The sequence below is a fragment of the Cellulomonas sp. NPDC057328 genome, from assembly GCF_042667215.1.
Classification (GTDB): Bacteria; Actinomycetota; Actinomycetes; order Actinomycetales; family Cellulomonadaceae; genus Cellulomonas.
Genome location: NZ_JBHUZW010000008.1, coordinates 40442 through 66933, shown reverse-complemented (window position 1 = coordinate 66933; position 26492 = coordinate 40442). Strand labels below are relative to the sequence as shown.

Below are 26492 nucleotides of genomic sequence, written 5' to 3'. Positions count from 1 at the left end.
CAGCGGTCACCCCGTACGGGGTGGCCGGCCCTCGGCGTTCCCGGCGTGCGGCCGGGGCGGGGACGTGCGCGCAGGGACGGTGCGGCGTCAGCGCGGCGCCGGCGGGTCCCACGGGGACGCCGCCGGTGCGTCGGTGCCCGGGGCCGGCGGGGCTGCGCCGTAGGCGGCCGGCGGCTCGTCGGGCGTCGGGTCGTAGCCCGGCGTGCCGAAGCCTCCCGTGCCGTAGCCCGGCGTGCCGAAGCCCCCGGTGCCGTAGCCGGGGGTGCCGAAGGCAGGGCCGGGCGTGCCGGGTGCGGGTGCGGGCGTGCCCGGTGCGGGTGCCGCGTCGGCGGGTGCGCCGTACGGGGACGCGGTGCCGGGCGGCGTGGCGGGCGCGGTCGGGAGCGGGGGCGACGCCGGCGGCGCGTAGGGGTCGGCGCTGCCGTACACGGTGCCCGTGCCGTACCCGCCGGACGCGTCGTGCCCCGGCGCGGCGTACCCGCCGTACCCCGGCGCGACGTACCCGCCGTACCCGGGCGCGGCGTAGCCGCCGTACCCCTGGCCGTACGGGTCGGTGCCGGGCGCGATGCCGAGCCGTGCCTCCGCCTCGCGCAGCCGCCGCTCGACCGGCCACTCCATGAACGCGAACATGATCAGGAACACGATGTTGGCGAGCGGCACGAGGACGAGCAGGCCGTGCCACAACGTCCAGCCGGCCTTCCTGGCGACCCTCATGTACAGGTAGATGCCGAAGACGATCATCGCCACGTAGAAGAGCCCGAAGACGACGAGGGCGACCGCGCCCGCGCCCGTCAGGTCGTCGGAGCTCGAGGACTCGTACGAGTAGTCGTACGCGAGGGGCAGCATGGAGCCTCCACGGTGGGACTGGTGACGCGCCAGGCTAGTGGCGCGACCGCCGCCGCCGGGGCGCTCGCCGCTCGTGCGGACGGGCGCCGCGGCCGTCGTCCCCCGACCGGAGCAACGCGGGCCGGGCGCCGTCCGGGCCGGTCCGGGCCGCGTCAGCGCCGCGGCACCTGCCGGTACGACGCGAGGAAGTTGCCCATCCGCTCGACGGCCTCGCCGAGCACCCGCGCCTCCGGCAGCGTGACGATCCGCAGGTGGTCGGGCGTGGGCCAGTTGAACCCGGTGCCCTGCACGAGCAGGATGTGCTCGCTCACCAGCAGGTCGTACACGAGCTGCGCGTCGTCGTGGATCTCGTGCACCTCGGGGTCGAGGCGCGGGAAGAGGTAGAGCGCGCCGTCGGGCTTGACGCAGTCGACGCCGGGGATCGACGTGAGGCCCTCCCACGCGACCTGCCGCTGCTCGTGCAGCCGGCCGCCGGGCGCGACGAGCCCCTCGATGGACTGCACGCCGCCGAGCGCGGCCTGGATGGCGTGCTGCGCGGGCACGTTGGGGCACAGCCGGGTGGACGCGAGCAGGGTCATCCCCTCGAGGAAGCCCTTGGCGTGCCCCTGCGGCCCCGTGACGACGACCCACCCGGAGCGGTAGCCGGCGACGCGGTACGTCTTCGACAGCCCGTTGAACGTGAGGCACAGCAGGTCGGGCGCGACGGACGCGAGCGGGATGTGCTTCGCGCCGTCGAACAGGATGCGGTCGTAGATCTCGTCGGCGAGCAGCAGGAGGCTGTGCTCGCGCGCGACGTCGGCGATCTGCTCGAGCACCTCGCGGCTGTACACGGCGCCCGTGGGGTTGTTCGGGTTGATGACGACGATCGCCTTGGTGCGCGGCGTGATGCGCGCGCGGATGTCCTCGACGTCGGGCTGCCACCCGGTGGACTCGTCGCACCGGTAGTGCACCGGCTTCCCGTCGGACAGGCTCGTCATCGCCGTCCACAGCGGGTAGTCGGGGGAGGGGATGAGCACCTCGTCGCCCTCGTCGAGCAGGGCCTGGAGCGTCATCGTGATGAGCTCGGAGACGCCGTTGCCGAGGTAGACGTCGTCGACGTCGAACGTCGGGAAGCCGGCGACGGTCTCGTAGCGCGTGACGATGGCGCGGCGCGCGGACAGGATGCCGCGGGACTCGGTGTAGCCGTGCGCGTGGGGGACGGCGGCGATGACGTCGGCGACGATCTGGTGCGGCGCGTCGAAGCCGAACGCGGCCGGGTTGCCGGTGTTGAGCTTGAGGACGCGCCGGCCCTCGGCCTCCAGGCGTGCTGCCTCGTCGAGCGCCTTGCCGCGGATCTCGTAGAGGACGTCCTTGAGCTTCGACGACTGGTCGAGGGGGCGCAGCGGCATGCCGGGAGCGTAGCCGGGGCGCGCCGCCGGGGCCGCGACCTTTCCGGCGGCGGGCACCACGTGCCGCGCGCGCTGCGGCCCGGGATCCGGGCGAAACGCAGTGTTTACGCCGCGCGTCGGACGCGCGAAACACGGCGTCCCTAGCGTTCCCGGCCATGGGCACCGGGATGTATACGCCGCGGGACACAGCGCGGTGCGACACGGCGTCCGACCGCCCCGACCCCGCCCCGACCGCCCGCTCGTCCCGACGAAAGGCACCTGCGTTGACCAGACACCCCCTCCCCGCCCGGGCGTCCCGCGGCCGCGCGCTCGCGCTGTCGGCCGGCGTCCTCGCCACCGCGCTCGCCCTGTCCGCGTGCGGCGCCCGCGCCGGTGCGTCCGACGACGCGGGCTCCACCGCCTCGGGCGGCGCATCCTGCGTGGACACCTCCGGCGACACCGTGAAGATCGGCTTCCTCAACTCGCTATCCGGCACGATGGCGATCTCGGAGCAGACCGTGCGCGACTCGCTCGACCTCGCCGCGGAGGAGATCAACGCGGCCGGCGGCGTGCTCGGCAAGCAGCTCGAGGTCGTCGCCGAGGACGGCGCGTCCGAGCCGACCGTGTTCGCGGAGAAGGCCGAGAAGCTCATCTCGTCCGACTGCGTCGCGGCGGTGTTCGGCGGCTGGACGTCGTCGTCGCGCAAGGCGATGCTGCCGGTCTTCGAGTCGCGCGACTCCCTGCTGTTCTACCCGGTGCAGTACGAGGGCCTCGAGGCGTCGCCGAACATCTTCTACACGGGCGCGACGACCAACCAGCAGATCATCCCGGGCATGGACTACCTGAAGGAGCAGGGCAAGACGAAGGTCTTCCTCGTCGGCTCCGACTACGTGTTCCCGCGCACGGCGAACAAGATCATCAACGCGTACGCCGAGGCGAACGGCATCGAGATCGTCGGCGAGGAGTACGCGCCGCTCGGGCACACGGACTTCTCGACCATCGTCAACAAGCTCAAGGCGTCGGGTGCCGACGCGGTGTTCAACACCCTGAACGGCGACTCGAACGTCGCGTTCTTCAAGGAGTACAAGAACGTCGGCCTCGCCGCGGACACCGTCCCGGTCGTCTCCGTCTCCATCGCGGAGGAGGAGGTCGGCGGCATCGGCGTCGACAACGTCGTCGGGCAGCTGACGGCGTGGAACTACTACCAGACGGTCGAGTCGGCGGCGAACACCGACTTCGTCGCGGCGTTCAAGGAGGCGTACGGCGAGGACCGGCCGACGTCCGACCCGATGGAGGCGGCGTACACGTCGCTGTACCTGTGGAAGGGCATGGTCGAGAAGGCCGAGTCGTTCGACGTGGCCGCGATCCAGGAGGCCGCGGACGGCGTCACCTTCGACGCCCCTGAGGGCACCGTCACCGTGAACGGCGACAACCACCACATCGCCAAGACGGCGTACATCGGGGAGATCCAGGAGGACGGCCTCATCTACCCGGTGTGGCAGTCCGACGGCCCGATCGAGCCGGACCCGTTCCTCGAGGGCTACGACTGGGCCGAGGGCCTGTCCTGACCTGACGCGCGCACCGCGCACCCGATCGCGGCGACCCGGCCGGTCCGACCCCTCGGCCGGCCGGGTCGTCGCCCCCGGCGCACCACCCCACAGGAAGGCGGCCCATGGACGCCCTGCTACCCCAGCTGTTCGCGGGGCTGAGCCTCGGCTCGGTCCTGCTGCTCGCGGCGCTCGGACTCGCCCTGACCTTCGGGCAGATGGGCGTCATCAACATGGCGCACGGCGAGTTCATGATGGCCGGCGCGTACACCGCGTTCGTCGTGCAGCAGGTGCTGCCCGACGCGGGCGTCTCGCTGCTCGTCTCGCTGCCGCTCGGCTTCCTCGTCGGCGGCCTGCTGGGCCTGCTGCTCGAGGTCACGCTCATCTCCCGCATGTACCGGCGGCCGCTCGACACGCTGCTCGTCACGTTCGGCGTCGCGCTGGTGCTCCAGCAGCTCGCGCGGGACGTGTTCGGCGCGCCGAACGTCGACGTGCGCGCGCCGGCGTGGCTCTCCGGCGCGGTGCCCGTGCTCGGCATGGACCTGCCCCGGACCCGCCTGTTCATCCTCGCGCTCGCGGTCGTCGCCGTCGTGGCGCTGTCGCTCGTGCTCAAGATGACGCCGCTGGGCCGGCGCATCCGCGCGACCGTGCAGAACCGGGACCTCGCCGAGACGTCGGGCGTCTCGACGCGCGCGACGGACCGGCTCACCTTCTTCGTCGGGTCGGGCATCGCGGGCATCGCGGGCGTCGCGCTGACGCTGCTCGGCTCGATCGGCCCCACGCTCGGCACCAGCTACATCGTCGACGCGTTCCTCGTGGTCGTCGCCGGCGGCATCGGGCAGCTCAAGGGCGCCGTGGTCGCGGCCGTCGGCCTGGGCCTGCTGCAGGCGGCGTTCGAGTTCTCCACGACCGCGAGCCTCGCGAAGGTGCTCGTGTTCGTCGTGGTCGTCGCGTTCCTGCAGCTGCGGCCGCAGGGCATCGTCTCGGTCCGCACGCGGAGCCTCGCGTGAGCGCCGGGGCGGACGTGGCGGCGCGCCCGGTGTGGTGGCGACGCGCGGGCGTGCGCACGTGGGGCGGGATCGCGCTCGCGGCCGTCCTGCTGCTGGGCGTCGCGCCGGCGGTGCTGTCGGACTTCCGGCTAAACCTGCTCGCGAAGTTCCTGTGCCTCGCGATGGTCGCGGTCGGCATCGGGCTCGCGTGGGGGCGCGGCGGCATGCTCGTGCTCGGGCAGGGCGTGTTCTTCGGGCTCGGCGGCTACCTCATGGCGATGCACATGAAGCTGTCCGACGCGGGTCCGGGCGGCGTCCCGGACTTCATGCTGCTGTACGGCGACGGCGTGGTGCCCGGGTGGTGGGAGCCGCTGCGGTCGCCGGTCGTCACGGTGCTCGCGATCCTGCTGCTGCCCGCCGCGCTCGCGACCGTGCTGGGCCTCGCGGTGTTCCGCCGCCGGGTGCGCGGCGCGTACTTCGCGATCCTGTCGCAGGCGCTCGCCGCGGCGTTCGCGATCCTGCTGGTCGGCCAGCAGAAGGTCACGGGCGGCACCAACGGGCTCAACGGGTTCCGGTCGTTCTTCGGCTACGACCTCGCCGACCCCGTGAACAAGCGGATGCTCTACTACATCGCCGCCGGCGTGCTCATCGCGATGGTCGCCGCCGTGGGGTTGCTCATGCGCTCGCGGTACGGGGAGCTGCTCGTCGCGGTGCGCGACCAGGAGAACCGCGTGCGGTTCCTCGGCTACGACCCGGCGGTCGTCAAGGTCGTCGCGTACGCCGTCGCGGCCGCGTTCGCCGCGGTCGGCGGGGCCCTGTTCGCGCCGGTCGTCGGCATCATCTCGCCCGCGGACGTCGGCGTCGTGCCCTCCATCGCGCTGCTCGTGGGGGTCGCGATCGGCGGGCGCGCGACGCTGCTCGGGCCCGTGCTCGGGTCGATCGCGGTGTCGTGGGCGGAGACGTCGCTGTCCGAGCAGTTCCCGTCGTTCTGGACCTACTTCCAGGGGGCGCTGTTCATCGGCGTCGTCGCGTTCCTGCCGAACGGGCTCGCCTCGTTGGGCGGGGCGGTCCGGCGGCGTCGCGGCGGGGCTGCCGTGCCGGCCGACGGCCCCGCGTCCGACGTCCGTCCCGACGACGGCACCGCGGGCGGCGTCCCCGCCGACCCGCCCGCCGACCCGCCCGCCGCCGGCGCCGCGGACACCGTCGACACCGCCGGGAGGCACGCATGAGCGACCCGACCCCCGCCCCCGTGGCCGACGCCCCGCGCCTGGACACCGAGGCGCTCGAGCAGGTGCTCGCCGCGCCGCCCGCCCGGTTCCGGCACGACTACCTCGAGGTGCGCGGCCTGCGCGTCGAGTTCGACGGGTTCGTCGCCGTCGACGGCGTCGACCTGACCGTCACGCAGGGCGACCTGCGCTTCCTCATCGGGCCGAACGGCGCCGGCAAGACCACGGTCGTCGACGCGGTCACGGGCCTGGTGCCGGGCAGCGGGTCGGTGCGGTTCGGCGGCGTCGAGCTGCTCGGCCGGCCGTCGCACCGGATCGCGCGCGCCGGCGTCGGCCGCACGTTCCAGACCGCGAGCGTCTTCGACGAGCTCACGGTGCTGCAGAACCTCGACATCGCGGCCGGCGCGGGCCGCGGCCCGCTGACGCTGCTGCGCCGCCGGCGCGGCGTGCCGGCGGAGATCGAGGCCGCGCTCGAGACCGTCGGGCTCGCGCACGTGCGCGACCTGCCGGCGGGCGTCCTCGCGCACGGGCAGAAGCAGTGGCTGGAGATCGGGATGCTGCTGGTCCAGGACGCGCGGCTGCTGCTGCTCGACGAGCCCGTCGCCGGCATGAGCCAGGCCGAGCGCGAGGAGACCGGCCTGCTGCTGCAGCGCATCGGCGAGCAGCGCACGGTCGTCGTCGTCGAGCACGACATGGAGTTCCTGCGGGCGTTCGCGTCGTCCGTCACCGTGCTGCACCAGGGGAAGGTGCTCGCGGAGGGGACGGTCGCGCAGGTGCAGGCCGACCCGCGGGTCGTCGAGGTGTACCTGGGCACGGGCACGCACGGGCGCGGGTCGCGCATCGCGGGCGGCGCGCCGGCCACGAGCACGGAGGTGGAGTGATGCTGCAGCTGTGCGGGGTGCACGTCGGGTACGGGCGCACGGCGGTCGTGCACGGCGTCGACGTCGAGGTGCCGGACGGGCAGGTCGTCGCCGTCCTCGGCCACAACGGCGCCGGCAAGACGACGCTGCTGCGCGCCGCGGTCGGCCTGCTGCCCGTCCGGTCGGGCGCCGTCCTGATCGACGGGGACGACGTGACGCGCGCGCGGCCGCACCAGCGGGTGCGGCGCGGGCTCGCGTACGTGCCGCAAGGGCAGCAGTCGTTCGGGCAGCTGACGGCGCGCGAGAACCTGCAGCTCGTGGCGGACGTCGCCGGCTCGGCCGGTGCGCGGCGGGTCGACGAGGCGCTCGACCTGTTCCCCGCGCTGCGCGAGGTGCTCGGGCGGCGCGCGGGTCTGCTGTCCGGCGGGCAGCGGCAGCAGCTCGCGATCGCGCGGGCGCTGGTCACCGGGCCGCGCGTCATGGTGCTCGACGAGCCGACGGAGGGCATCCAGCCGTCGGTCGTCGCGGAGATCGAGGACGCGGTCGTGCAGCTCGCGGCGGACGGCCTCGGGGTCCTGCTCGTGGAGCAGCACGTCGGGTTCGCGCTCGCCGCGGCCGCCCGCTACCACGTGCTCGAGTCGGGCCGGGTGACGGCCACGGGCGAGGGCGGCGCCGAGCAGCAGGATGTCGTGCGCGCGGCGATGGCGCTGTGAGGGCCGCGTGAGCGGTGCCGTGCTGCCCGCCGCGGTGGACGTCGGCGCAGGTCTACGCTCCGTGGGTATGGGCACGGGCGGGTCGTTGCGGGAGGCCGTGTACCACCGGCTGCGGGACGAGATCCTCAACGGGCGGGTGTCTCCGCGCGAGCGGCTGACCGAGCCGAAGCTCTCCAAGGCGTTCGAGGTGTCCCGCACCCCCGTGCGCGAGGCGCTGTCGCGGCTGCTGTCCGACGGGCTCGTCGAGCGCACCGACTTCGGCTACGCCGTCGTCGTGCCGTCGCTGGAGACGCTGCGCAACCTCTACGAGCTGCGCATCACCCTCGAGCTGCGCGGCATCGCCCGCGCGATCGAGAACCGGCAGGTCGTGCACGACGCGGACATGCTGCGCGCCGAGCTGGCCCGGTGGGAGGAGATGCGGGACGTCGTCCCGGACCCCGACCCGAGCTTCGTCGTCGTCGACGAGGGCTTCCACCAGGTGCTCTCGCGCGCGTCCGGCAACGCGCAGCTCACCGACGCCCTCGTCACCGTCAACCAGAAGATCCGCGCCGTGCGGATGCACGACTTCGTCGAGGAGGACCGCATCACGGCCACCGTTGACGAGCACATGGAGATCCTCCGCCTCGTCCTGGCGGACCGGCTGCCCGAGGCGCTGACGGCGCTGCACAAGCACGTGGGGGAGTCGCTCGAGGTCGTCATGGACCGCGCGGCGGCGGCGATGGCGCGGATGGCGATCGCGGGCTGAGCGCCCCTCGTCAGGCGACGGCCACGAGCCGTGTGTCCGCGAGATCGGGCACCGGGAGGGGAACGTCGTACCAGCCGACCTGCAGGACGTGCAGTACGCCGTCGCGCAGCCGCAGCGTGACGTGACCGGTCATCTCGCGGCGCTGTCGAGCACCTGCAGCTGGGTGGGCGCGACCGGCGGCAGCGGGACGGACGCCGGCGGCGCGGCCGTGACGAGCTCGACCGTGCCGCACCCGCAGGTGCACGCCTCGGTGTCCGCGACGACCGCGGCGGCCTGCGCGCGCAGAGCGTCGACGCCCGGGAAGTCCACGGAGAGCAGCGCGTCGAGCGCGGCCCGCTCACGCGCGGTGAGCGGTCGGGTGCCCGGCACGCTCGCACGCTAGCCGACCGCGGCGTCCGTCACGACCGTCCACGGCAGGCGCTCACCGTGGACACACACCCTCCACCCGGTCGCGAACGGCATACCAGTGGCGTTCTCGGTACCGAGAACGCCACCCGCATTCCGTTCGGAGCTTGGAGTGCGCACTGGCAGGCGCACGGGCTCGGGGTCGCGCGCCCGCCGCCCGCCGCCCATCGCCGCTGTCGCTGAACGGCATACCGGTGCAGCTCTCGGCGCTGGGTGCAGCACCGGTATGCCGTTCGGCGCGTGGGGCGGCGGGGGTGGCGTAACGCGACGTTTACGGCGGCGCGCGGAAGGGGAAACAGGGCCCTCCTACGGTCCGGATACCGGGGTGTATACAGCCCCGTCGATCTCCGGTCGCGTGCGGCCGGACCGACCCGAGGGGCCGCCGTGTTCGACACCCTGCTCGTGGCCAACCGCGGCGAGATCGCCGTCCGGATCCTGCGCACCGCGTCCGCGCTGGGGCTGCGCACCGTGGCCGTGTACTCCGACGCGGACGCCGCCGCGCCGCACGTGCGGCTCGCCGACGCGGCCGTCCGCCTGGGCCCGGCACCGGCCGCCGAGTCGTACCTGCGGGCCGACGCGGTGCTCGAGGCGGCGCTCGCGACGGGCGCCGGCGCGGTCCACCCCGGCTACGGGTTCCTGTCGGAGAACGCGGCGTTCGCGACGGCCGTCGAGGCGGCCGGGCTCGCGTTCGTCGGCCCGACGCCCGCGCACCTGGAGGTCTTCGGCGACAAGCACCGCGCCCGCGAGGCGGCCCGCGCCGCGGGCGTCCCGCTCATCGCCGGCAGCGGCCTGCTCGACGACGTCGACGCGGCCTTCGCCGCCGCGGACGCCGTCGGCTACCCGGTCATGCTCAAGGCCGTCGGCGGCGGCGGCGGCATCGGCATGCAGGCGTGCGACGGCCCGGACGAGCTGCGCGAGGCGTACGCGCGCGTGCAGCGGCTCGCCACGGCGAGCTTCGGGTCCGGCGGGGTGTTCCTCGAGCGGTTCGTGCGCCGCGCCCGGCACCTGGAGGTGCAGGTGTTCGGCGACGGCGACGGGCGGGTCGTCAGCCTCGGGGACCGGGACTGCTCGCTGCAGCGGCGCAACCAGAAGGTCGTCGAGGAGGCGCCGGCGCCGGGCCTGCCGGACGCGGTCCGGGCGGAGCTCGCCGCGTCGGCCCGCGCGCTCACCGCCTCGGTCGCCTACCGCTCCGCCGGCACCGTCGAGTACGTCTACGACGTCGACCGCCAGGAGGTGTCGTTCCTCGAGGTCAACACGCGTCTGCAGGTCGAGCACCCCGTCACCGAGGCGATCACGGGCGTCGACCTCGTCGGCTGGATGCTGCGCCTCGCGCGCGGCGACGCCGACCTGCGCACCGAGCTCGCCGCCCTGCCCGACGACGGCCCCGCCCGCCGCGGCCACGCCGTCGAGGCGCGCGTGTACGCCGAGGACCCGCGCCGCGGCTACCAGCCGTGCGCCGGCCTGCTCACCGAGGTCGTCTACCCGGCCGGCGTCCGCGTCGACGCCTGGGCGGAGACCGGCCAGGAGGTCACCAGCCACTACGACCCGATGCTCGCCAAGGTCATCGTGCACGCCGACGACCGCGACGCGGCCCTCGCCGCGGCCGCCGACGCGCTCGCGGGGACCGCGGTCGCCGGCGTCGTCACCAACCTGCCGCTGCTGCGCGCCGCCGTCGCGGATGAGGCGTTCACCGACGCCACGCACACCACCGGCACGCTCGCGCACGTCACGGACGACGAGCCGTGGCTCGAGGTCCTGCGCCCCGGCGTCATGACGACCGTGCAGGACTGGCCCGGCCGCCTGGGGCACTGGGACGTCGGCATCAGCCCGTCCGGCCCCATGGACGACCTGTCGTTCCGGCTCGGCAACGTCGCGCTCGGCAACCCGGAGGGCGCGCCGGGCCTGGAGTGCACCCTGCAGGGGCCGCGGCTGCGGTTCAGCCACGCGGCGGTCGTGTGCGTGACGGGGGCCGAGGCGCCCGTGACGGTCGACGGCGTGCCCGTGCCGCAGTGGGAGCCCGTGGACGTGCCGGCCGGCGCGGTGCTCGACGTGGGCGCGCCCGCGGGCACCGGCCTGCGGACGTACGTGCTGGTCCGCGGGGGTCTCGACGTGCCGACGTACCTCGGGTCGGCGTCGACGTTCTCGCTGGGCGGCTTCGGCGGGTACACCGGCCGCGCGCTCGTCACCGGGGACGTGCTGGTCCCCGCGGCGCCGGCCGCCGACGCGCCGGCACCCGTCCCCGTGCCGGAGGAGGCCCGCCCGCAGCTCGTCCACGCGTGGGAGCTCGCGGTGCAGGAGGGCCCGCAGCCCGCGCCCACCTACTTCACGCCCGACGACATGGACATGCTCTACGCCGCGACGTGGCAGGTGCAGACGCACGCCAACCGCACCGGCATCCGCCTGTCCGGCCCGAAGCCGCGGTGGGCGCGCCCCGACGGCGGCGAGGCCGGCCTGCACCCGTCGAACCTGCACGACAACCCGTACTCGGTCGGCGCGCTCAACGTCTCGGGCGACACCCCGATCCTGCTCGGCCCGGACGGGCCGTCGCTCGGCGGGTTCGCGTGCCCGGTGACCGTGGTCGCGGGGCACCGCTGGAAGATGGGCCAGATCCGCCCGGGCGACACCGTGCGGCTCGTCCCGGTGCCGGAGGCGACGGCCGACGCGCTGCGCACCTCGACGGTCCGGCGCGCCGCCGCGTCGGTCCCCGCCGACCTTGCCACGGGCCCCGACGGCGACGACGGGGTGCTCGCCCGCGTCGCCGGCGACCCGGCCGACCCGCTCGGCCGCCCGGACGTCGTCTACCTGCGCGGCGCCGACGACAACGTGCTCGTCGAGTACGGCCCGATGGTGCTCGACCTGGGCCTGCGGATGCGGGTGCACGCGCTCGGCGAGGCGCTGCGGGCGCGCGCGCTGCCGGGCGTCGTCGACATCACGCCGGGCGTGCGGAGCCTGCACGTGCACGTCGACCCGGCGCTGCTGGGCGTGCGGGCCCTCGTCGACGTCCTCGTCGCGCTCGAGGCCGACCTGCCGGCGACCGCCGACCTCGAGGTGCCGTCGCGGCGCATCCACCTGCCGTTCTCGTTCGACGACCCGGTCGTCGCCGACGCGGTCGCCCGCTACACGGTCGGCGTGCGGCCCGAGGCGCCGTGGCTTCCGTCGAACGTCGAGTTCGTGCGGCGCGTCAACGGGCTGCCGTCCGGCGAGGACGTGCTGCGGACCATGACGGAGGCGGAGTACCTCGTCCTCGGGCTCGGCGACGTGTACCTGGGCGCGCCGCTCGCGGTGCCGCTCGACCCCCGGCACCGGCTCATGACGACCAAGTACAACCCCGCGCGCACGTGGACGGCCGCCGACACCGTCGGCCTCGGCGGGCAGTACCTGTGCGTGTACGGCATGGACTCGCCGGGCGGGTACCAGCTGGTCGGGCGCACCGTGCCGATCTGGTCCGGGCACCGCCAGCACGGCGTCTTCGAGCTCGGCACGCCGTGGCTGCTGCGGTTCTTCGACCGGATCGTGTGGCACCCGGTGGGCGCCGACGAGCTCGCCGAGCAGCGCGTCGCGTTCGCCGCCGGGCGGCTCGACGTGGAGGTCGAGCACGGCACGTTCTCCTACCGGGAGCACCTCGAGCTGCTGACGGAGCACGCCGACGACATCGCGGCGTTCCGCACGCACCAGGCCGCCGCGTTCGCGGTGGAGCGGGCCGCGTGGGCGGCCGCCGGCGAGCTCGACGCGGCGCCGGACGAGGACGCACCGGCGCTCGCGCACGGGTCGGTGGCGGCCGAGGTCGAGCTGCTCGACGGGCACGTGCTCGTCGAGGCGCCGATGGTCGGCTCGGTCTGGCGCGTGGAGGCTGAAGCCGGCACGGACGTGTGCGCCGGCGACCTGCTCGTCGCGCTCGAGGCCATGAAGCTCGAGCTGGCCGTGCCCTCGCCGTCGGACGGGCGGGTCGTGCGGGTGCTCGTCGAGCCGGGGCAGCACGTCGGCCCCGGCGCGCCGCTCGCGGTGCTGGCGGTCGACGCGTGAGCGGGGGACGGGAGCCGGCTGCTGTCGCGGTGCCGGCGCCGGTGCGGGTGCGCGTGCGGCGGGCGGTGCGCGCGTGGGCGTGATCGGGTCGGGTGTGCAGGTGGTGGACGCGGCGGTGCCGCGCGGGACGACGGTGGGGGACGCGGTGACGCAGGTGGACGTGGACGTGGACGCGACGACGGGGCGGACGACGACGGAGGAGGTCGACGGGCCGGCGCGGGCGCGCGTGCGCGCCGCGTACGCGCGGATCCGCGAGGTCGACCGCCCGGAGGTGTGGGTCGCGCTCGTGCCGGAGGCGGACGCGCTCGCGGCCGCCGACGCCGTGGACGCGCGGGTCGCCGCCGGCCACGACCTGCCGCTCGCGGGCCGCACGCTCGCCGTCAAGGACAACGTCGACGTGGCAGGGCTGCCGACCACGGCCGGCTGCCCGTCGTACGCGACCCACCCGGCGGGTCGGCCCGGGCCGGCCGCGCGCACCGCGCCCGCCGTGCAGGCGCTCGTCGACGCGGGCGCGGTCGTGCTCGGCAAGACCAACCTCGACCAGTTCGCGACCGGCCTCGTCGGCACGCGCAGCCCGTACGGCGCCGTGCGGCACGCCACCCTGCCCGAGCGCGTGTCCGGCGGGTCGTCGTCCGGGTCGGCGGTGGCCGTCGCGCTCGGCGTCGCGGACGTGGGCATCGGCACGGACACCGCCGGCTCCGGCCGCGTGCCCGCGGCCTTCCACGGGCTCGTCGGCATCAAGACGACGGTCGGGCTCGTCCCCACCGACGGCGTCGTGCCCGCGTGCGCGTCGTACGACGTCGTCACCACGTTCACCCGCGACCTGGCGACCGGCGTCCTGGCGACGCGGCTCATGGTCGCGGCGGGGGAGCCGGGTGCGGGTGCCGCTGCGGCGGAGGCGGGTGCCGTGGCGGCCGCGGGGACGGAGGCCGCCGGTGCCCGGCGCCGGTGGCCGGCCGACGTGCGCGTCGCGCTGCGGGACGTCCCGGTGGTGGCCGTGCCCCGCGCGGAGGACCTGGCGCCGCTGTCGGACGCGTGGCGGTCCGCGTTCGCCGCGGCGGTCGCGCGCGTGCGGGCGGTCGGCGCCCGCACGGTCGAGGTCGACGTGTCCGGCATGCTCGCCGCCGCGCGCCTGCTCTACGACGGCGCGATCGTCGCGGAGCGCTACGCCGCCGTGGGGGACTTCCTCGCGACCGGCCCGGCCGACGCGGACCCGACCGTCGCGTCGATCATCCTCGCCGGCGCGCAGGTGCCGGCCGCGGCGTACGTGCGTGACCGGCTGCGGCTCGACGCCGCGCGGGCGGAGGCGGCGCGCACCCTCGACGGCTGCGACGTGCTGCTCCTGCCCACCACCACCGAGCACCCGACCATCGCGGCCGTGCAGGCCGACCCCGTCGGCATCAACCGGCGGCTCGGCACGTACACGAACTTCGTCAACATGCTCGACCTGGCCGCGGTCGCCGTGCCCGCGGGCGAGGCCGACGGCGGGCCGTTCGGCGTCACCGTGCTCGCCCGCGCGTGCGAGGACCAGCTCGCGCTCGACCTGGCCGCGCGGCTGCTCGATGAGCCCAGCGCGTCGGGCGGCGCGGACGGCGCGGACGGCGCGGACGGCGCGAACGGCTCCGGTGGCGCGGGCGTCCCCGCGTCGGCGCCGCTGCTGGTGCCGGGCACCGTCGAGCTGCTCGTCGTCGGCGCGCACCTGCGCGGGCAGCCGCTGCAGGGCCAGCTCGCCGACCTGGGCGCGCGCTTCGACCGTGCCGTCACGACGTCGGACGCCTACCGCCTCGTCGCGCTCGCCACCGTGCCGCGCAAGCCGGGCCTCGTGCGCGTCGGGCCGGGGGAGGGCGCGCCGATCGCCGGCGAGGTGTGGCGCGTGTCGCCCGGTGCGCTCGGCGCGTTCCTCGCCGCGCTTCCCGCGCCGATGACGCTCGGGCGCGTGGAGCTCGCGGACGGCACGTGGGTGGTCGGGTTCGGCTGCACGGCCGAGGCGGGGGAGGCGGGGACCGACATCACCGACGCCGGGGGGTGGCTCGCGGCGCTCGCCCAGGGGCGGTGACCGGGCGGGGGTGACGTCGGAGCGGGGCGCGACCGCCGGCTCGACGTCGTCGGTACCGGGTCAGTCCGGCGCGGTGGGGGTGCGGCGGTCCCGGCCGGGGACGCGCAGCCCCGACGCCCGCAGGCGCCGCACCAGCTCCCGCGTGCCGACGGGCACCGCGCCGAGCTCCACCATCTCGTCCCAGCGCTCGACCGGGACGTCGTAGTGGTCGCGGTCGAACGCACGGCGCGGGATGCCGGCGCGTGCCGCGAAGGCGTGGAGCTCGTCGTACGACGCGTCGCTGACCAGGTGCCCCCACACGGTGCCGTGCCGCGGCCACAGCGGCGGGTCGACGAGCACGGTCACCCGCCGAGCCTACGTCCGGCGGCGCTGGGCCTGGTGCGTCGTCGAGCCGACCACAGCCCCACCGCCGACGGGGGCGGCGCACCGGTCCGCCCGGCGCCCCGCCGCGGTGCGCGCGGTGCTCCCTAGCGTCGTCCTGCCCGTCGTCCCAGGGGCGTCCACCGGGCGGCCGCGGCGGGTGCGAGGGAGGTCCCATGAGCAGGTACGAGGTCGACGCCGGTCACCTCGACGGGTCGGCGGCGGCGGTGCTCGCGCGCGCCGCGACGATCCAGGCCGAGGTGGCGGGCATGCAGCGGCAGCTCGCCGAGCTGCAGGCGTCGTGGCGCGGCGGTGCGGCGGGCGCGTTCTCGGCGCTCGTCGCGGAGTGGACGGCGACGCAGGCGCGCGTGGAGCAGTCGCTCGGGCAGATCGCGACGGCCATGCAGTCGGCGGCCCGGACGTACGCGGACGCGGAGGCGCACGCGGCGCGGCTGTTCTCGCACTGAGGCCGGCGGACGCGCCGCCGGTGGCGTGGGCGGGGGGCGGCGCGGTCAGCGCCTCGGCGTCGTCGTCGGCGCGGGACGTCGACGACGCGCGCCGACCGCGGTCAGCGCCGCGGCGGCGTGGAGGGCTGGGGGACGTCGACGACGGACGGCGTGCCGCCCGCCTCGTCGCCGGCGGCGTCGTCCGCCTGCGCCGACGCCGCCTCCAGGCGGCCCAGCTCCTTCTCGAGGCGCTGCAGCTCGGCGGCGACGTTCTGCCGTGCCGGCTCCTCCCAGCCCTGCGCGAGCGGGCTGGTGAAGAGGGAGGGGCGCGCGAGCAGCTTGCGCAGGATGCGGGTCCGGGCGCGCACGTAGTCCTCGAGCGGCAGGTGCGCGTACTCGGCGCGGACGTCGTGCAGGTACGCCTTGTAGCGCTGCGGCTCGGCGGCGAGCATCGCCAGGTCGGCGTCGCAGAGCACCGCGCAGTCGACGTCCTTGCGGTCGGGGGAGTGCCGCACGAGCGCGGACACCAGCGCGGCGACGCGCTGCGCCCGTGCGTCGGGGACGCCGAGCGCGGTCAGCTGCTCGCGGGCGAGCGTCGCGCTCGCGGCCTCGTCCTCGCCGCCCTTGTTCGCGTACGCCTTGCGCTCGGCGGAGTCGAAGACGGCGCCGTGGTACCAGGCCGCGAGCCGGACGAGGTCGGGCTCGTGCACCTCCTCGTCGAGCTCGTCCACGCGGGCGAGGACGTCGACGAGGTGCTTGACGTTGTGGAAGTGGCGGTCCGGCTGCGTCCAGCGGTCGAGGAGGTCCTCGCCGGTCCGCCGGATCTCCTCGGGGGACGCGGTGCCCCCGGCCCCGGCGACGCTGCGGGAGAAGGCCGGCAGCAGCCAGCCCGGTGCGTCATGGACGCCCATGAAAATCATGCCTCACGACGGTGACGTAGGACGCGCCATCGTAGCCACGTCCGACGGGGGCAGCGCACCCCCGCGCGTGCCCGGTGTCCCGGCGCCTGTCTCGGAACCGTCGTCGCCCCGCCCCGCGGACCCGTCGCCGACGGGGTCCCCCGGCGCCGGACGCGGTCCGTCGACGGGGAGCACCACGCGCACGGTCGTGCCCCCGCCGGGCGTCTGCGCGATGCCGACGCGCCCGTCGTGCGACGTGACGATGGCGGCGACGATCGCCATGCCCAGCCCGGACCCGCCGGACTCGCGCGTGCGGGACGCGTCGACGCGGTAGAACCGCTCGAAGACGCGCGCGGCGTGCTCGGGCGCGATGCCGGGGCCGTGGTCGCGCACCTCGAGCAGCGCCGTCGCGCGGCCGTCCTCGTCGGTGCCGGCGGGCCCGACGCGCACCTCGACCGGCGTCCCGGCGGGCGTGTGCTGCGCGGCGTTGCCGACGAGGTTGGCGAGCACCTGGCGCAGCCGCGTCTCGTCGCCCTCCACCACGACGGGCCCGTGCGGCGCGAGCGTCTCGAGCCGCACGGGCCGGTCGGGGTCGATCGCGCGCAGGTCGCTGACGGCGTCGGCCGCCAGCACCGTGAGGTCGACGGGCCCGACGCGGCCGGGTCGACCCTCGTCGAGCCGCGCCAGCGCGAGCAGGTCCTCGACGAGCGAGCCCATGCGTCGCGCGGAGCCCTCGATGCGGCGCATGGTGTCGTCCACCTGGTCCGACGTGGTCAGCGCGCCCATCCGGTACAGCTCGGCGTAGCCGCGGATCGCGGCGAGGGGAGTGCGCAGCTCGTGCGACGCGTCCGCGACGAACCGCCGCATGCGCGCCTCCGACGCGGTGCGCGCCGCGAACGCCTGCTCGATCTGCGTGAGCATGCCGTTGAGCGCGGCGCCGAGCCGCCCGACCTCGGTGGTCGTCGGCGGCGACGGCACGCGCTGGGACAGGTCGCCGGCGGCGATGGCGGCCGCCGTGTCCTCGATCTGCCGCAGGGGGCGCAGCGACCGCTGCACGGCCCAGCCGCCGACGATCGCGCCGATGACCATGAGCGCACCGCCGCTGGCGAGCAGGATCCACGTCATGCTGCTCGCCGCGTCGTCGACGCCGCGCAGCGGCAGGGCCACGGACAGCACGACGTCGCTGCCCTCGGCGTACGGGAACGACACGACGCGCCACCGCGAGCCGGTCCGGTCCGAGGCGACCGTGTACGGGTGGCCCATCCGCGGGCTGCCGGCGGACAGGCCGGTCGGGATCCGCGGCGTGCCGTACTCCTCGACGGTGTACGGGTTGCGCACGAGCGCCTGGGCGCGCCAGCCGGCCTGCGCGACGACGTAGTAGTCGGACGGCGTGGTGGCGTCGGCGCCCCACGGGGCCGCGGGGTCGAACAGGTCCCGGACCTGCTGGAACCGCTCGTTCTTCAGCTTCGCGTCGATCTGCTCGACGAGCTCGCGCTCGAGCAGCGTGGAGCTCGCGAGGCCGGCGAGGGCGAGGCCCGTGCCGAGCAGCACGACGATGATCGAGACCAGCCGCTCGCTGAGCGGGACGTGGTCCCAGCGCTCGTGCAGGGCGGCGAGGGCGGCCGCGCGACGGCCGGTGCCTCCCGCGGGCGTGCTCACGTCGTCTCGCGCAGCAGGTACCCGACGCCGCGCCGGGTGTGGATCAGCGGCGGCAGCCGCTCGCCGTCCGGCCCCGTGAGCTGGTCGACCTTGCGCCGCAGGTAGGAGATGTACGACTCGACGATGTTGGCGTCGCCGCCCCAGTCGTACTGCCACACGTGGTCGAGGATCTGCGCCTTCGACAGCACACGGTTCGGGTTGAGCATGAGGTAGCGCAGCAGCTTGAACTCGGTGGGGGAGAGCTCGACGAGCCGGCCGGCGCGGCGCACCTCGTGCGTGTCCTCGTCGAGCTCGAGGTCGGCGTAGCGCAGCACGGACGAGCCGAGGGAGTCGTCGGCCGCGGTGCGCCGCAGGATCGCGCGGATGCGCGCGACGACCTCCTCGAGGCTGAACGGCTTCGTCACGTAGTCGTCGCCGCCGACCGTCAGGCCCTGCACCTTGTCGGCCGTGTCGTCGCGCGCGGTGAGGAAGAGGACGGGGACGTGCTGGCCCTTCTCCCGCAGGCGCCGCGTGACGGTGAAGCCGTCCATGTCGGGGAGCATGACGTCGAGCACGACGAGGTCGGGGTCGGTGTCGCGCGCGAGGCGCAGGGCGGAGCCGCCGTCGGCCGCGGCGTGCACCTCGAACCCGGCGAAGCGCAGCGACGTGGCCAGCAGCTCGCGGATGTTGGGCTCGTCGTCCACGACGAGGAGCCGGGCCTCGGGTGCGCCGGACGCGGTGCTCATGGCCCCAGTCTCGCGCCGGGCGCTGGGAGCCGCCTGTGAGCCGCGCGCGCCACGGCCCGCCGATGCTGGGAGTTGGCTGGACGTCGGCGTCGACCGGATCGGACGTCACGGGGCGAACCGGGCGCGCCGCGGATCGTGATGGACATGTGACCTGCCCCTTCGGCTGACGGGGCCGCGGCGGCTACCGTGGAAGCGTGACCGCATACACCACCGACCGCGTGCTCGCCACCGGCGGCCCCGCGGACGCCCCGAACGGCGCCGCGCACGGCCCCCGACCGCGCGTGACCGTCGTGCAGAGCTCCCCCGACGTGACGCTCGACCGCTTCGCCGACTGGCTCGGCGACGTCGACGTCCACCTGGTGCGCGCCGACCTCGGCGACACCCTCCCCGGCCCCACCGAGGTCGGCGACGGCCTCGTCGTGCTCGGCGGCCACATGTCCGCCCACGACGACGCCACGACCCCGTGGCTGCCGGGGCTGCGCACCCTCCTCGCCGTCGTCAGCGCGACCGACGTGCCGGCGCTGGGCGTCTGCCTCGGCGCGCAGCTGCTCGCCGTCGCGCGCGGCGGCCGCGTCGAGATCGCCCCTCCGCCGGGGCGCGAGGCCGGCGTCGTCGACGTCCGCTGGCGCCCCGAGGCCGCGGACGACGCGCTGCTGTCCGGGCTGGCGCTCGCCGCCGGGCCGCGCCGCAGCACCCCGCAGCCGTCCATGCACGCCGACGCGGTCGTGGACCTGCCGCGCGGCGCGGTGTGGCTGGCGTCGTCGGCGATGTACCCGTTCCAGGCGTTCCGCATCGGCTCGGCGTGGGGCGTGCAGTTCCACCCCGAGGCGAGCCGCGAGACGCTGCGCGCGTGGGCCGACGGCCACGACGACGTCGACACCGACGCTGTCCTCGCGCAGGCGGACGCCCGCGCGGACGAGATCGCGGCGGCCGGCCGGGCGCTCGCCGAGTCGTTCACGGACGTGGTCCGCGCCCGCGCGGCGGTGCGCGTCCCCGTCTGACGGCGAGGCGCGCCCGGTGGGCGTGTGGCGGTCCGACCGCCGTCCGCCCCTCGGGGCCCTGACGCACGACGAGCGTGCGACCCGGTCGGGTCGCACGCTCGTCGCGTCCGTGGCGGTGCCGCGGGTCAGGCCGTGACGGTCACGCCTCGATCTCGGGCGTGACGGCCGTGCCCTCGAGCCGGCGGGGCGCCGAGCCCTGCTTGAGGGCCATGAGCCGCGCCTCGATCTCGAGCTGCTCGCCGGCGGACTCCAGCTCGGCGAACTGGTTGTCGAGCGACGACGCGGCGATCTCGGCCTGGCCGAGCGCCATGGCCTCCTCGCGGCGGACCTTCTCCTCGAACCGCGCGAGCTCGCTCGTCGGGTCGAGGACGTTGATCGAGCCGATGGCCTGCTGCACCTGCTGCTGCGCCTGCGCCGACTTCTGGCGGGCGACGAGCGTGTCGCGGCGCTGCTTCAGTTGGCCGAGCTTGTCCTTCATCTGCGTCAGCCCGGACTTGAGCTTCTCGACCGTCTCGCGCTGCGAGGCGATGATCGGCTCGGCGTCGCGGACCTCCTGCTCGGCGGTGATCTGCTTGCCGATGGCAACCTTGGCGAGGTTGTCGAAGCGGTCGGCCCGGACGGTGTCGCCCTGCGCACGCGCCTGGTCGGCGGCCGAGGACGCGGCGAGCGCCTTCTGGCCCCACTCGCGGGCGGCGCGGACGTCCTCGTTGTAGTCCTGCTCGGCCAGGCGCAGGTTGCCGATCGTCTGGGCGATCGCCTTCTCGGCGTCGGCGATCGAGTTCGTGTAGTCGCGCACCAGCTGGTCGAGCATCTTCTGCGGGTCCTCGGCCTGGTCGATCAGGGCGTTGATGTTCGCCCGCGCCAGCTGCGTGATCCGTCCGAAGATGGACTGCTTCTCGGTCATCGTCCCGTGCCTCTCGTTCGTACCGGAAAACCGTCTGGTCAGCCGTCGCAGCGGCATCAGAACCCGCCGTCGAAGCCGCCGTCGCCGAAGCCGCCGCCGTCGAACCCGCCGCCGCCGTCGCCGCCGCCCCAGCCGCCACCGCCGCCGAACCCGCCCCCGCCGCGCAGGATCGAGTCGAGCAGGATGCCGCCGAGGACCATGCCGCCGATGCCGGAGACCATGTCGCCGCCGCCACGCCGGGCGTAGCCACGGCCGCCGTAGCCGCCGGGGCCGTACCCGCCGCCGTAGCCGGCCATCTGCTCGGCGTTCTCGACGTCGACCTGCGCGAGGCGCTGCGCCTCGGCCACGAGCTGCTCGCCCTGCTGGGCGGTCGCGAGCGCGGCCTCGGGGTCGGTGCCGCGCTGGTCGAGCGCGCGCATGCGCAGGCGGTCCGCCTCGGCGAGCCGCGTGCGCGCCTGGGGGCCGACGGCGCCGCGGCGCGTGCTCACGTAGTCGGCGGTCGCACGGACCGCGGACTCGAGCCGGCCGAGCGTGTCGTCGAGGAGCGCCTGCGCGCGCCGGGAGCGCTCGGCCTGCTGGCGCATGGGTGCGAGCGCCTCGTCGATCGCGGCCTCGGCGGCCGTGATGCGGCGCAGCGCGGCGAGCGGGTCGCCCTGGCCGGTGCGCGCGGCGGACGCGGCGGCGACGGCCTCGCGCGCCTCGATCGCGCGCGGCTCGACCTGCGGGTTGCCGCGCGCGAGCCGGGCGGCGTCGGACAGGTCGCTCGTGATGGACGCGACGGCCGCGTCGAGGCGCGCGCCGACCGCGGCGAGGTCCTCGCCGGCGGTGTCGACGGCGTCGAGCAGGCGGCGCACCTGGCCGAGGGCCTCCTCGGCGGCGCGGGCGTAGCCGACCGCGGTGCTGCGCTCGCCGGCGGCGACGCGCTGGCGTCCCTCCGCGACGGCCGTCCCGACCTCGCCGAGCAGCAGCTCCGCCTGGTCGGGGTTGCCCGCGACGGACGTCAGGGCGCTCGCCGGGTAGCGCGCGGCCAGGGCCGACAGCGACGCGCGGGCGGGCGCGACCCGGTCGCGCAGGCTCGCCGCCTCGCGCTCGTGCGCGTCGAGGGCGTCGTCGACGCGCTCCTCGATCGCGCGCATGCGGTCGAACGACTCCTTCTGCTCGTCCAGGCGCTGCCCCACCTCGCGGCACAGCCGCAGGATCGCGGCGGACGTGCCGCGCACGTGCTCCTCGGTGTCGGGGATGTCGTCGTCGAGCGTCTGGCGCAGCCGGAACGCCTCGGTGAGGCGCTGCTTGCCGTCGGCGAGCACCGTCTCGAACTCGCGCGTGGCGGCGGGGCCGAACTGCGCCTGGGCGAACCCGAGCTCCTCCTCGGACGAGCGCAGCGCGTCGTCGAGGCGCACGAGCGCCTGCGCGGAGCGCCGGTCGAGCTCCGGCGTCGGCAGCTGGTGGAACTCGTCGGCCGTCGCCGCGACGCGCGTGGCGCCCGCGGTGTCCTGCAGCACGGCCGTCGGCTTCCGCCTGCGGCGCGACGTGAACGTGGTGAGCAGGAAGATCCCGCCGATGACGACGAGCCCGACGAGCAGCGCGGTCATGAAGCCCCCTCCGCCGCCGCCACCCGCGGCGGTGTTGCCGGTCGCGGCGGCCTGGACGCCCTCGGCGGCGGTGACGGCGGCACCGGCCCAGTCGTCGGCGCGCAGCTGGTCCTCCACGGAGCTGTTGATCGCCGACATCTCCTCGACCGTGATCTCGCCGGTGGCCTCCGGCGCGAGGGAGAACCGGCGGACCTCCGTGGCGACGGCCAGCAGGACGTCGTTCGCGCCGAGCTGGCTGGCCTCGGCCGTGGCCTGGGCCCACTCCTTGCCGCCCGCGGCCCCGGTGAACTCCGGGACGTACACCACGTAGAGCTGGTAGTCCGTCTCCGTCGCCAGCTGGTCGAGCGCGGACTGCACGGTCGACTCGTCGCCGGCGCTCAGCACCCCGGACTCGTCCGTGACCTCACCCGTCAGAGCGGGCGGCGGCACCGCCGCCGCGACCCCCGCCCCGGTCACGAGCAGGCTCGCGCCCAGCGCGACACCCGCTCCCACGGTGACGACCCGACCTCGCAGCGCACGCACTCGTCGATCCTTTCTCACGCCTGCACCCGTCGCAACGGACCGCGGGCGCCCGGGGTTCCGGGGGCCCGCGGACGGGTGACGTGGGCGGCCGCACCCGGGATCAGGTGCCGGCTCCGCGCAGTCCCGCCCGGTACAGGTCGCGCAGCAGGCCGATCTCCCCTCCGTGGTGCATGGTCTCGCGGTGCAGGTGGGTGGCCAGCGCGGCGAGCGGCTCGTCGGCGAAGTCGGCGGCCCGCGGCCCGAGCGGTCGCGCGAGCGTGTCGTCGTCGCACGCCGCGAGCCCGTCCCGCCACGCGCGGTACGACTCCTCGAGCAGGGCGAGCGCGGCGTCGGCCGTCGACGGCAGCGACGCCGGCCGCAGCCGCGGGTCGAACATGTCCGCCCCGGGCGGCGCGTCGCCGAAGAACGTCCGCGCGCGGGTGCCCAGCACGTCGACGGCGACGTGCGCGATCCGCCACGCGAGCGTCGTCACGGGCGCCGGGTCGGGCTCCCGCAGCCCGACGCCCTCGGCCTGCCACGTGCCGTCCGCCGTCGGGCGCACGGACCAGCACCCGGGCACCGGCTCCCACAGGTACTCGTCGTCGGTCAGCCCCTGCACGCGGGGCCACAGGCTCGTCTCCCAGTAGAAGGTGAGCTGGTCGGTCAGCAGCGGTCCCCAGCGCATCGCGTCCCCCTGGCGTCGGTCCGGCGTCGTCGCGCCCAGTCCTACCGCGGGCCACCGACACCGCCGGTCGTCGTCGCCCCCGTCACCAGCCCCGCACGCGCCGCGGCGTGATGCGCAGGACCACCGAGTAGTCGGCGTGGAACTCGTCCGGGGTCTGGCCGAGCCGGCGCATCGCGTCCGCGTACTTGGCGTCGTAGGCGGCGCGGACGTCGGCGGGCAGCGGGCCGGCGTCGGCCGCGGCCGTGCCGGTGAGCACGAGGACGTCGTCGCCGTGCGCGTTTGTGCCGAACGACAGCGCCACGGCGGGGTGCTCGCGCACGTTGCGCAGCTTCGCCTGCCGCGGGCGGCTCGCGACCAGCACGTCGGCGCCCGTCCACCAGAACCACACCGGCGTCGGCTGCGGGACGCCCGCCGGGTCCACGGTCGTCAGCCAGACCACCTGCTCGTCGGCGAGGCGCTGCGCCGCGCGGCGACCGAACGCCGTCGTCGGGTCGAGAAGGCTCATGACGGCGCAACGGCCCACGGGGCGGCGATGTTCCGGCGCGCGCCGGGAGGGGCCGCGACGGGCCGGGTCACAGCGTGCGCAGCATCGTGTCCGACCCGCCGTTGCGGCCGACGACGACGAAGCCGTGCCGCTCGTACAGCGCACGGGCGGCGGTGTTGCCGTCCTCGACGCTCAGGCTCACGGCCGTCCACCCCTGCGCACGCGCCCGGTCGAGGAACCCCGCGAGCAGCGCCGAGCCGACGCCCGCACCGCGGCGGCCGGCGGCGACGGCCATGCCGAGCTCGGGCACGTCGTCCGCGACCCAGCCGTACCCCGGCTCGTCCGCCGGCAGCGCGCGCGCCCACACCGCGCCGAGGGGCGCGCCGTCCGCCACGGCGACGACACCGAGGTCGCCCGGCCGTCGCCACCCGCCCAGGTAGCGGGCCGTGTGCGGGTCGCGCAGCACGTCGTCGCGCGTGAACCGCGGCTCACCGGTCCAGTTGAACGCCTCGACCAGCAGGTCGACGAGCAGGTCGGCGTCGTCGTCGGTCGCGTCACGCAGGTGCACACCCGCACGCTCGCACGCCCGGCGCCGCGGACGCGACCGCATTCGCCGCCGGGACGACGAACCGGCCGTCATGCAGCATCCCGGCGAGGAAATGCTGCACGACGGCCGGTTCGAGGACGGGATCTACTGGGCGACCCCAAGGTCCCTGTGCCTGTGGTCGGGCCTGGGCTGCGCTTCGTTGCGGGCGGGTGCGCCGGGGGCGCCCCCACCCTTCACTGCGCTACGCCCAGGTCCTCCGCGTCGACGATCGTGTAGGCGTACCCCTGCTCCGCCAGGAAGCGCTGCCGGTGGGCCGCGAACTCCTGGTCGACCGTGTCGCGGGCGACGACGGTGTAGAAGTGCGCCGTCTTCCCCGACGCCTTCGGGCGCATGATCCGCCCGAGCCGCTGCGCCTCCTCCTGCCGCGACCCGAACGAGCCGGACACCTGGATCGCCACCGACGCCTCCGGCAGGTCGATCGAGAAGTTCGCGACCTTCGAGACCACGAGCTTCGTGATCTCGCCGTGGCGGAACGCGTCGAACAGCCGCTGCCGCTCCTTCACGGGCGTCTCGCCGGTGATGACGTCGGCGCCGATGTGCTCGGCGATCTCGTGGAGCTGGTCGAGGTACTGGCCGATCACGAGGGTCGGCTCGCCGGCGTGCTTCGCGACGAGCTGGTCGACGACGCGCTCCTTGCCGCCCGCGGTCGCGGCGAGCCGGTACCGCTCCTCCGGCTCGGCCGTCGCGTAGAGCATGCGCTCGTTGTCGGGAAGCGTCAGGCGCACCTCGACGCACTCCGCCGGGGCGATGTACCCCTGCGCCTCGATGTCCTTCCACGGCGCGTCGAACCGCTTGGGGCCGATGAGCGAGAAGACCTCGTCCTCGCGGCCGTCCTCGCGCACGAGCGTGGCGGTCAGGCCCAGGCGGCGGCGCGCCTGCAGGTCGGCCGTCATGCGGAAGATCGGTGCGGGCAGCAGGTGGACCTCGTCGTAGACGACCAGGCCCCAGTCGCGCGCGTCGAGCAGCTCGAGGTGCGTGTAGACGCCCTTCCGCCTCGTCGTCAGCACCTGGTACGTCGCGATCGTGACGGGGCGGATCTCCTTGCGCGTGCCGGAGTACTCGCCGATCTCGTCCTCGGTGAGCGAGGTGCGCTTGACCAGCTCGTCGCGCCACTGGCGCGCGCTGACGGTGTTGGTGACGAGGATGAGCGTGGTCGTCGAGCTCTTCGCCATCGCACCCGCGCCCACCAGCGTCTTGCCGGCGCCGCAGGGCAGGACGACGACGCCCGAGCCGCCGTGCCAGAAGTTCTCGACCGCCTGGTTCTGGTACGGGCGCAGCGACCAGCCGTCCTCGGCCAGCGCGATGGGGTGCGCCTCGCCGTCGACGTAGCCCGCGAGGTCCTCGGCGGGCCAGCCGAGCTTGAGCAGCACCTGCTTGAGGTGCCCGCGCTCCGACTTGTGCACGATCACGTCGGTGTCGTCGACGCGCGCCCCGAGCAGGCCCGCCGTCTTCTTGGACCGCATGACCTCGACGAGCACCGCCGGGTCGAGCGCGTGCAGCACGAGCCCGTGCACGGGGTGCTGGATCAGCTGCAGCCGCCCGTAGCGCGCCATCGTCTCGGCGACGTCGACGAGCAGCGCGTGCGGCACCGGGTAGCGGCTGTACTCGAGCAGCGTGTCGACGACCTGCTCGGCGTCGTGCCCGGCGGCGCGCGCGTTCCACAGGCCCAGCGGCGTCAGGCGGTACGTGTGCACGTGCTCGGGCGCGCGCTCGAGCTCGGCGAAGGGTGCGATGGCGCGGCGGCAGGCGTCCGCCTGGTCGTGGTCGACCTCCAGCAGGAGCGTCTTGTCGCTCTGGACGATGAGCGGGCCGTCGGGCACGCGGGTCCTCCTCGGTCGGGCGGGTCGCCGTC

General features: G+C 75.4%; 24 protein-coding genes. 10 read left to right on the top strand and 14 right to left on the bottom strand.

Annotated elements, in window-relative coordinates; translation table 11 throughout:
• Positions 1 to 87: 87 nt before the first annotated feature.
• A complete protein-coding gene (locus tag ACFUMH_RS03050; protein ID WP_378200195.1) occupies positions 88 to 846 on the bottom strand; it encodes a hypothetical protein in 759 nt (252 codons plus the stop codon).
• A 152-nt stretch (positions 847 to 998) separates the two neighbouring features.
• Positions 999 to 2234, bottom strand: coding sequence for a pyridoxal phosphate-dependent aminotransferase (locus ACFUMH_RS03045; RefSeq protein ID WP_378200192.1), 1236 nt, complete (start codon positions 2232 to 2234; stop codon positions 999 to 1001).
• Positions 2235 to 2389: 155 nt separating this feature from the next.
• Here ACFUMH_RS03045 and urtA point away from each other — a divergent pair, with 155 nt between their 5' ends.
• The 6 genes from urtA to ACFUMH_RS03015 all read left to right on the top strand — a co-directional run bounded on the left by urtA (position 2390) and on the right by ACFUMH_RS03015 (position 8293).
• Entirely contained in the window at positions 2390 to 3781 is a 1392-nt protein-coding gene (gene urtA / locus ACFUMH_RS03040; protein WP_378200189.1) for an urea ABC transporter substrate-binding protein, read from the top strand.
• Between the two features lie 104 nt (positions 3782 to 3885).
• Positions 3886 to 4770, top strand: coding sequence for an urea ABC transporter permease subunit UrtB (urtB, locus tag ACFUMH_RS03035; RefSeq protein ID WP_378200185.1), 885 nt, complete (start codon positions 3886 to 3888; stop codon positions 4768 to 4770).
• Positions 4767 to 5978 carry an urea ABC transporter permease subunit UrtC gene (gene urtC / locus ACFUMH_RS03030; RefSeq protein WP_378200182.1) on the top strand — a complete coding sequence of 404 codons (1212 nt, stop codon included), beginning with the start codon at positions 4767 to 4769 and terminating at the stop codon, positions 5976 to 5978. The genes urtB and urtC overlap by 4 nt, the downstream gene beginning before the upstream one ends.
• Positions 5975 to 6856, top strand: coding sequence for an urea ABC transporter ATP-binding protein UrtD (gene urtD / locus ACFUMH_RS03025; RefSeq protein ID WP_378200179.1), 882 nt, complete (start codon positions 5975 to 5977; stop codon positions 6854 to 6856). Before urtC ends, urtD begins: the two co-directional genes overlap by 4 nt.
• Positions 6856 to 7548 carry an urea ABC transporter ATP-binding subunit UrtE gene (urtE, locus tag ACFUMH_RS03020; protein WP_378200176.1) on the top strand — a complete coding sequence of 231 codons (693 nt, stop codon included), beginning with the start codon at positions 6856 to 6858 and terminating at the stop codon, positions 7546 to 7548. The genes urtD and urtE overlap by 1 nt, the downstream gene beginning before the upstream one ends.
• A gap of 67 nt (positions 7549 to 7615) precedes the next feature.
• Positions 7616 to 8293, top strand: coding sequence for a GntR family transcriptional regulator (locus tag ACFUMH_RS03015; RefSeq protein ID WP_378200173.1), 678 nt, complete (start codon positions 7616 to 7618; stop codon positions 8291 to 8293).
• A gap of 10 nt (positions 8294 to 8303) precedes the next feature.
• On the opposite strand, the gene ACFUMH_RS03010 is transcribed toward ACFUMH_RS03015, so the two are convergent.
• Together ACFUMH_RS03010 and ACFUMH_RS03005 are read right to left on the bottom strand one after the other, a co-directional pair.
• Positions 8304 to 8426, bottom strand: coding sequence for a hypothetical protein (locus ACFUMH_RS03010; protein WP_378200170.1), 123 nt, complete (start codon positions 8424 to 8426; stop codon positions 8304 to 8306).
• Positions 8423 to 8662, bottom strand: coding sequence for a hypothetical protein (locus ACFUMH_RS03005; protein ID WP_378200168.1), 240 nt, complete (start codon positions 8660 to 8662; stop codon positions 8423 to 8425). The genes ACFUMH_RS03010 and ACFUMH_RS03005 overlap by 4 nt, the downstream gene beginning before the upstream one ends.
• Positions 8663 to 9082: 420 nt before the next feature.
• On the opposite strand from ACFUMH_RS03005, the gene uca reads away from it, so the two are divergent.
• Together uca and atzF are read left to right on the top strand one after the other, a co-directional pair.
• Positions 9083 to 12721: an urea carboxylase gene (gene uca / locus ACFUMH_RS03000; RefSeq protein WP_378200165.1), complete on the top strand. Its 3639-nt coding sequence runs from the start codon at positions 9083 to 9085 to the stop codon at positions 12719 to 12721.
• A 73-nt stretch (positions 12722 to 12794) separates the two neighbouring features.
• Entirely contained in the window at positions 12795 to 14777 is a 1983-nt protein-coding gene (gene atzF, locus ACFUMH_RS02995) for an allophanate hydrolase (RefSeq protein WP_378200161.1), read from the top strand.
• Positions 14778 to 14837: 60 nt separating this feature from the next.
• Here the strand turns inward: atzF and ACFUMH_RS02990 are convergent, their stop codons facing one another.
• Positions 14838 to 15122: a DUF4031 domain-containing protein gene (locus ACFUMH_RS02990; protein ID WP_378200158.1), complete on the bottom strand. Its 285-nt coding sequence runs from the start codon at positions 15120 to 15122 to the stop codon at positions 14838 to 14840.
• A gap of 191 nt (positions 15123 to 15313) precedes the next feature.
• On the opposite strand from ACFUMH_RS02990, the gene ACFUMH_RS02985 reads away from it, so the two are divergent.
• Positions 15314 to 15604: a WXG100 family type VII secretion target gene (locus tag ACFUMH_RS02985; protein ID WP_378200155.1), complete on the top strand. Its 291-nt coding sequence runs from the start codon at positions 15314 to 15316 to the stop codon at positions 15602 to 15604.
• 101 nt (positions 15605 to 15705) lie between these two features.
• Here the strand turns inward: ACFUMH_RS02985 and ACFUMH_RS02980 are convergent, their stop codons facing one another.
• The 3 genes from ACFUMH_RS02980 to ACFUMH_RS02970 are packed head-to-tail and all read right to left on the bottom strand — an operon-like array spanning position 15706 to position 18866.
• Positions 15706 to 16494 (bottom strand): hypothetical protein, encoded by a 789-nt coding sequence (locus tag ACFUMH_RS02980; RefSeq protein WP_378200201.1) that lies wholly within the window; start codon positions 16492 to 16494, stop codon positions 15706 to 15708.
• Positions 16495 to 16506: 12 nt separating this feature from the next.
• Positions 16507 to 18141 (bottom strand): ATP-binding protein, encoded by a 1635-nt coding sequence (locus tag ACFUMH_RS02975; protein ID WP_378200152.1) that lies wholly within the window; start codon positions 18139 to 18141, stop codon positions 16507 to 16509.
• Positions 18138 to 18866, bottom strand: a complete 729-nt coding sequence (locus ACFUMH_RS02970; protein ID WP_378200149.1) for a response regulator transcription factor — start codon at positions 18864 to 18866, stop codon at positions 18138 to 18140. Before ACFUMH_RS02970 ends, ACFUMH_RS02975 begins: the two co-directional genes overlap by 4 nt.
• A gap of 194 nt (positions 18867 to 19060) precedes the next feature.
• On the opposite strand from ACFUMH_RS02970, the gene ACFUMH_RS02965 reads away from it, so the two are divergent.
• Positions 19061 to 19867, top strand: a complete 807-nt coding sequence (locus tag ACFUMH_RS02965; protein WP_378200146.1) for a type 1 glutamine amidotransferase — start codon at positions 19061 to 19063, stop codon at positions 19865 to 19867.
• Between the two features lie 139 nt (positions 19868 to 20006).
• Here the strand turns inward: ACFUMH_RS02965 and ACFUMH_RS02960 are convergent, their stop codons facing one another.
• The 6 genes from ACFUMH_RS02960 to ACFUMH_RS02935 all read right to left on the bottom strand — a co-directional run bounded on the left by ACFUMH_RS02960 (position 20007) and on the right by ACFUMH_RS02935 (position 26460).
• Positions 20007 to 20771, bottom strand: a complete 765-nt coding sequence (locus ACFUMH_RS02960; protein WP_378200143.1) for a PspA/IM30 family protein — start codon at positions 20769 to 20771, stop codon at positions 20007 to 20009.
• A 56-nt stretch (positions 20772 to 20827) separates the two neighbouring features.
• Positions 20828 to 22855, bottom strand: coding sequence for a TPM domain-containing protein (locus ACFUMH_RS02955; RefSeq protein ID WP_378200140.1), 2028 nt, complete (start codon positions 22853 to 22855; stop codon positions 20828 to 20830).
• A 130-nt stretch (positions 22856 to 22985) separates the two neighbouring features.
• Positions 22986 to 23549, bottom strand: coding sequence for a DinB family protein (locus tag ACFUMH_RS02950; RefSeq protein WP_378200138.1), 564 nt, complete (start codon positions 23547 to 23549; stop codon positions 22986 to 22988).
• A gap of 82 nt (positions 23550 to 23631) precedes the next feature.
• Positions 23632 to 24054, bottom strand: a complete 423-nt coding sequence (locus tag ACFUMH_RS02945; RefSeq protein ID WP_378200135.1) for a TIGR03667 family PPOX class F420-dependent oxidoreductase — start codon at positions 24052 to 24054, stop codon at positions 23632 to 23634.
• 67 nt (positions 24055 to 24121) lie between these two features.
• Positions 24122 to 24601 (bottom strand): GNAT family N-acetyltransferase, encoded by a 480-nt coding sequence (locus ACFUMH_RS02940; protein WP_378200132.1) that lies wholly within the window; start codon positions 24599 to 24601, stop codon positions 24122 to 24124.
• Between the two features lie 212 nt (positions 24602 to 24813).
• The gene (locus ACFUMH_RS02935) at positions 24814 to 26460 is read right to left on the bottom strand and encodes a DNA repair helicase XPB (protein WP_378200129.1); all 1647 of its coding nucleotides are present in this window, start codon (positions 26458 to 26460) and stop codon (positions 24814 to 24816) included.
• Between the last annotated feature and the right edge of the window lie 32 nt (positions 26461 to 26492).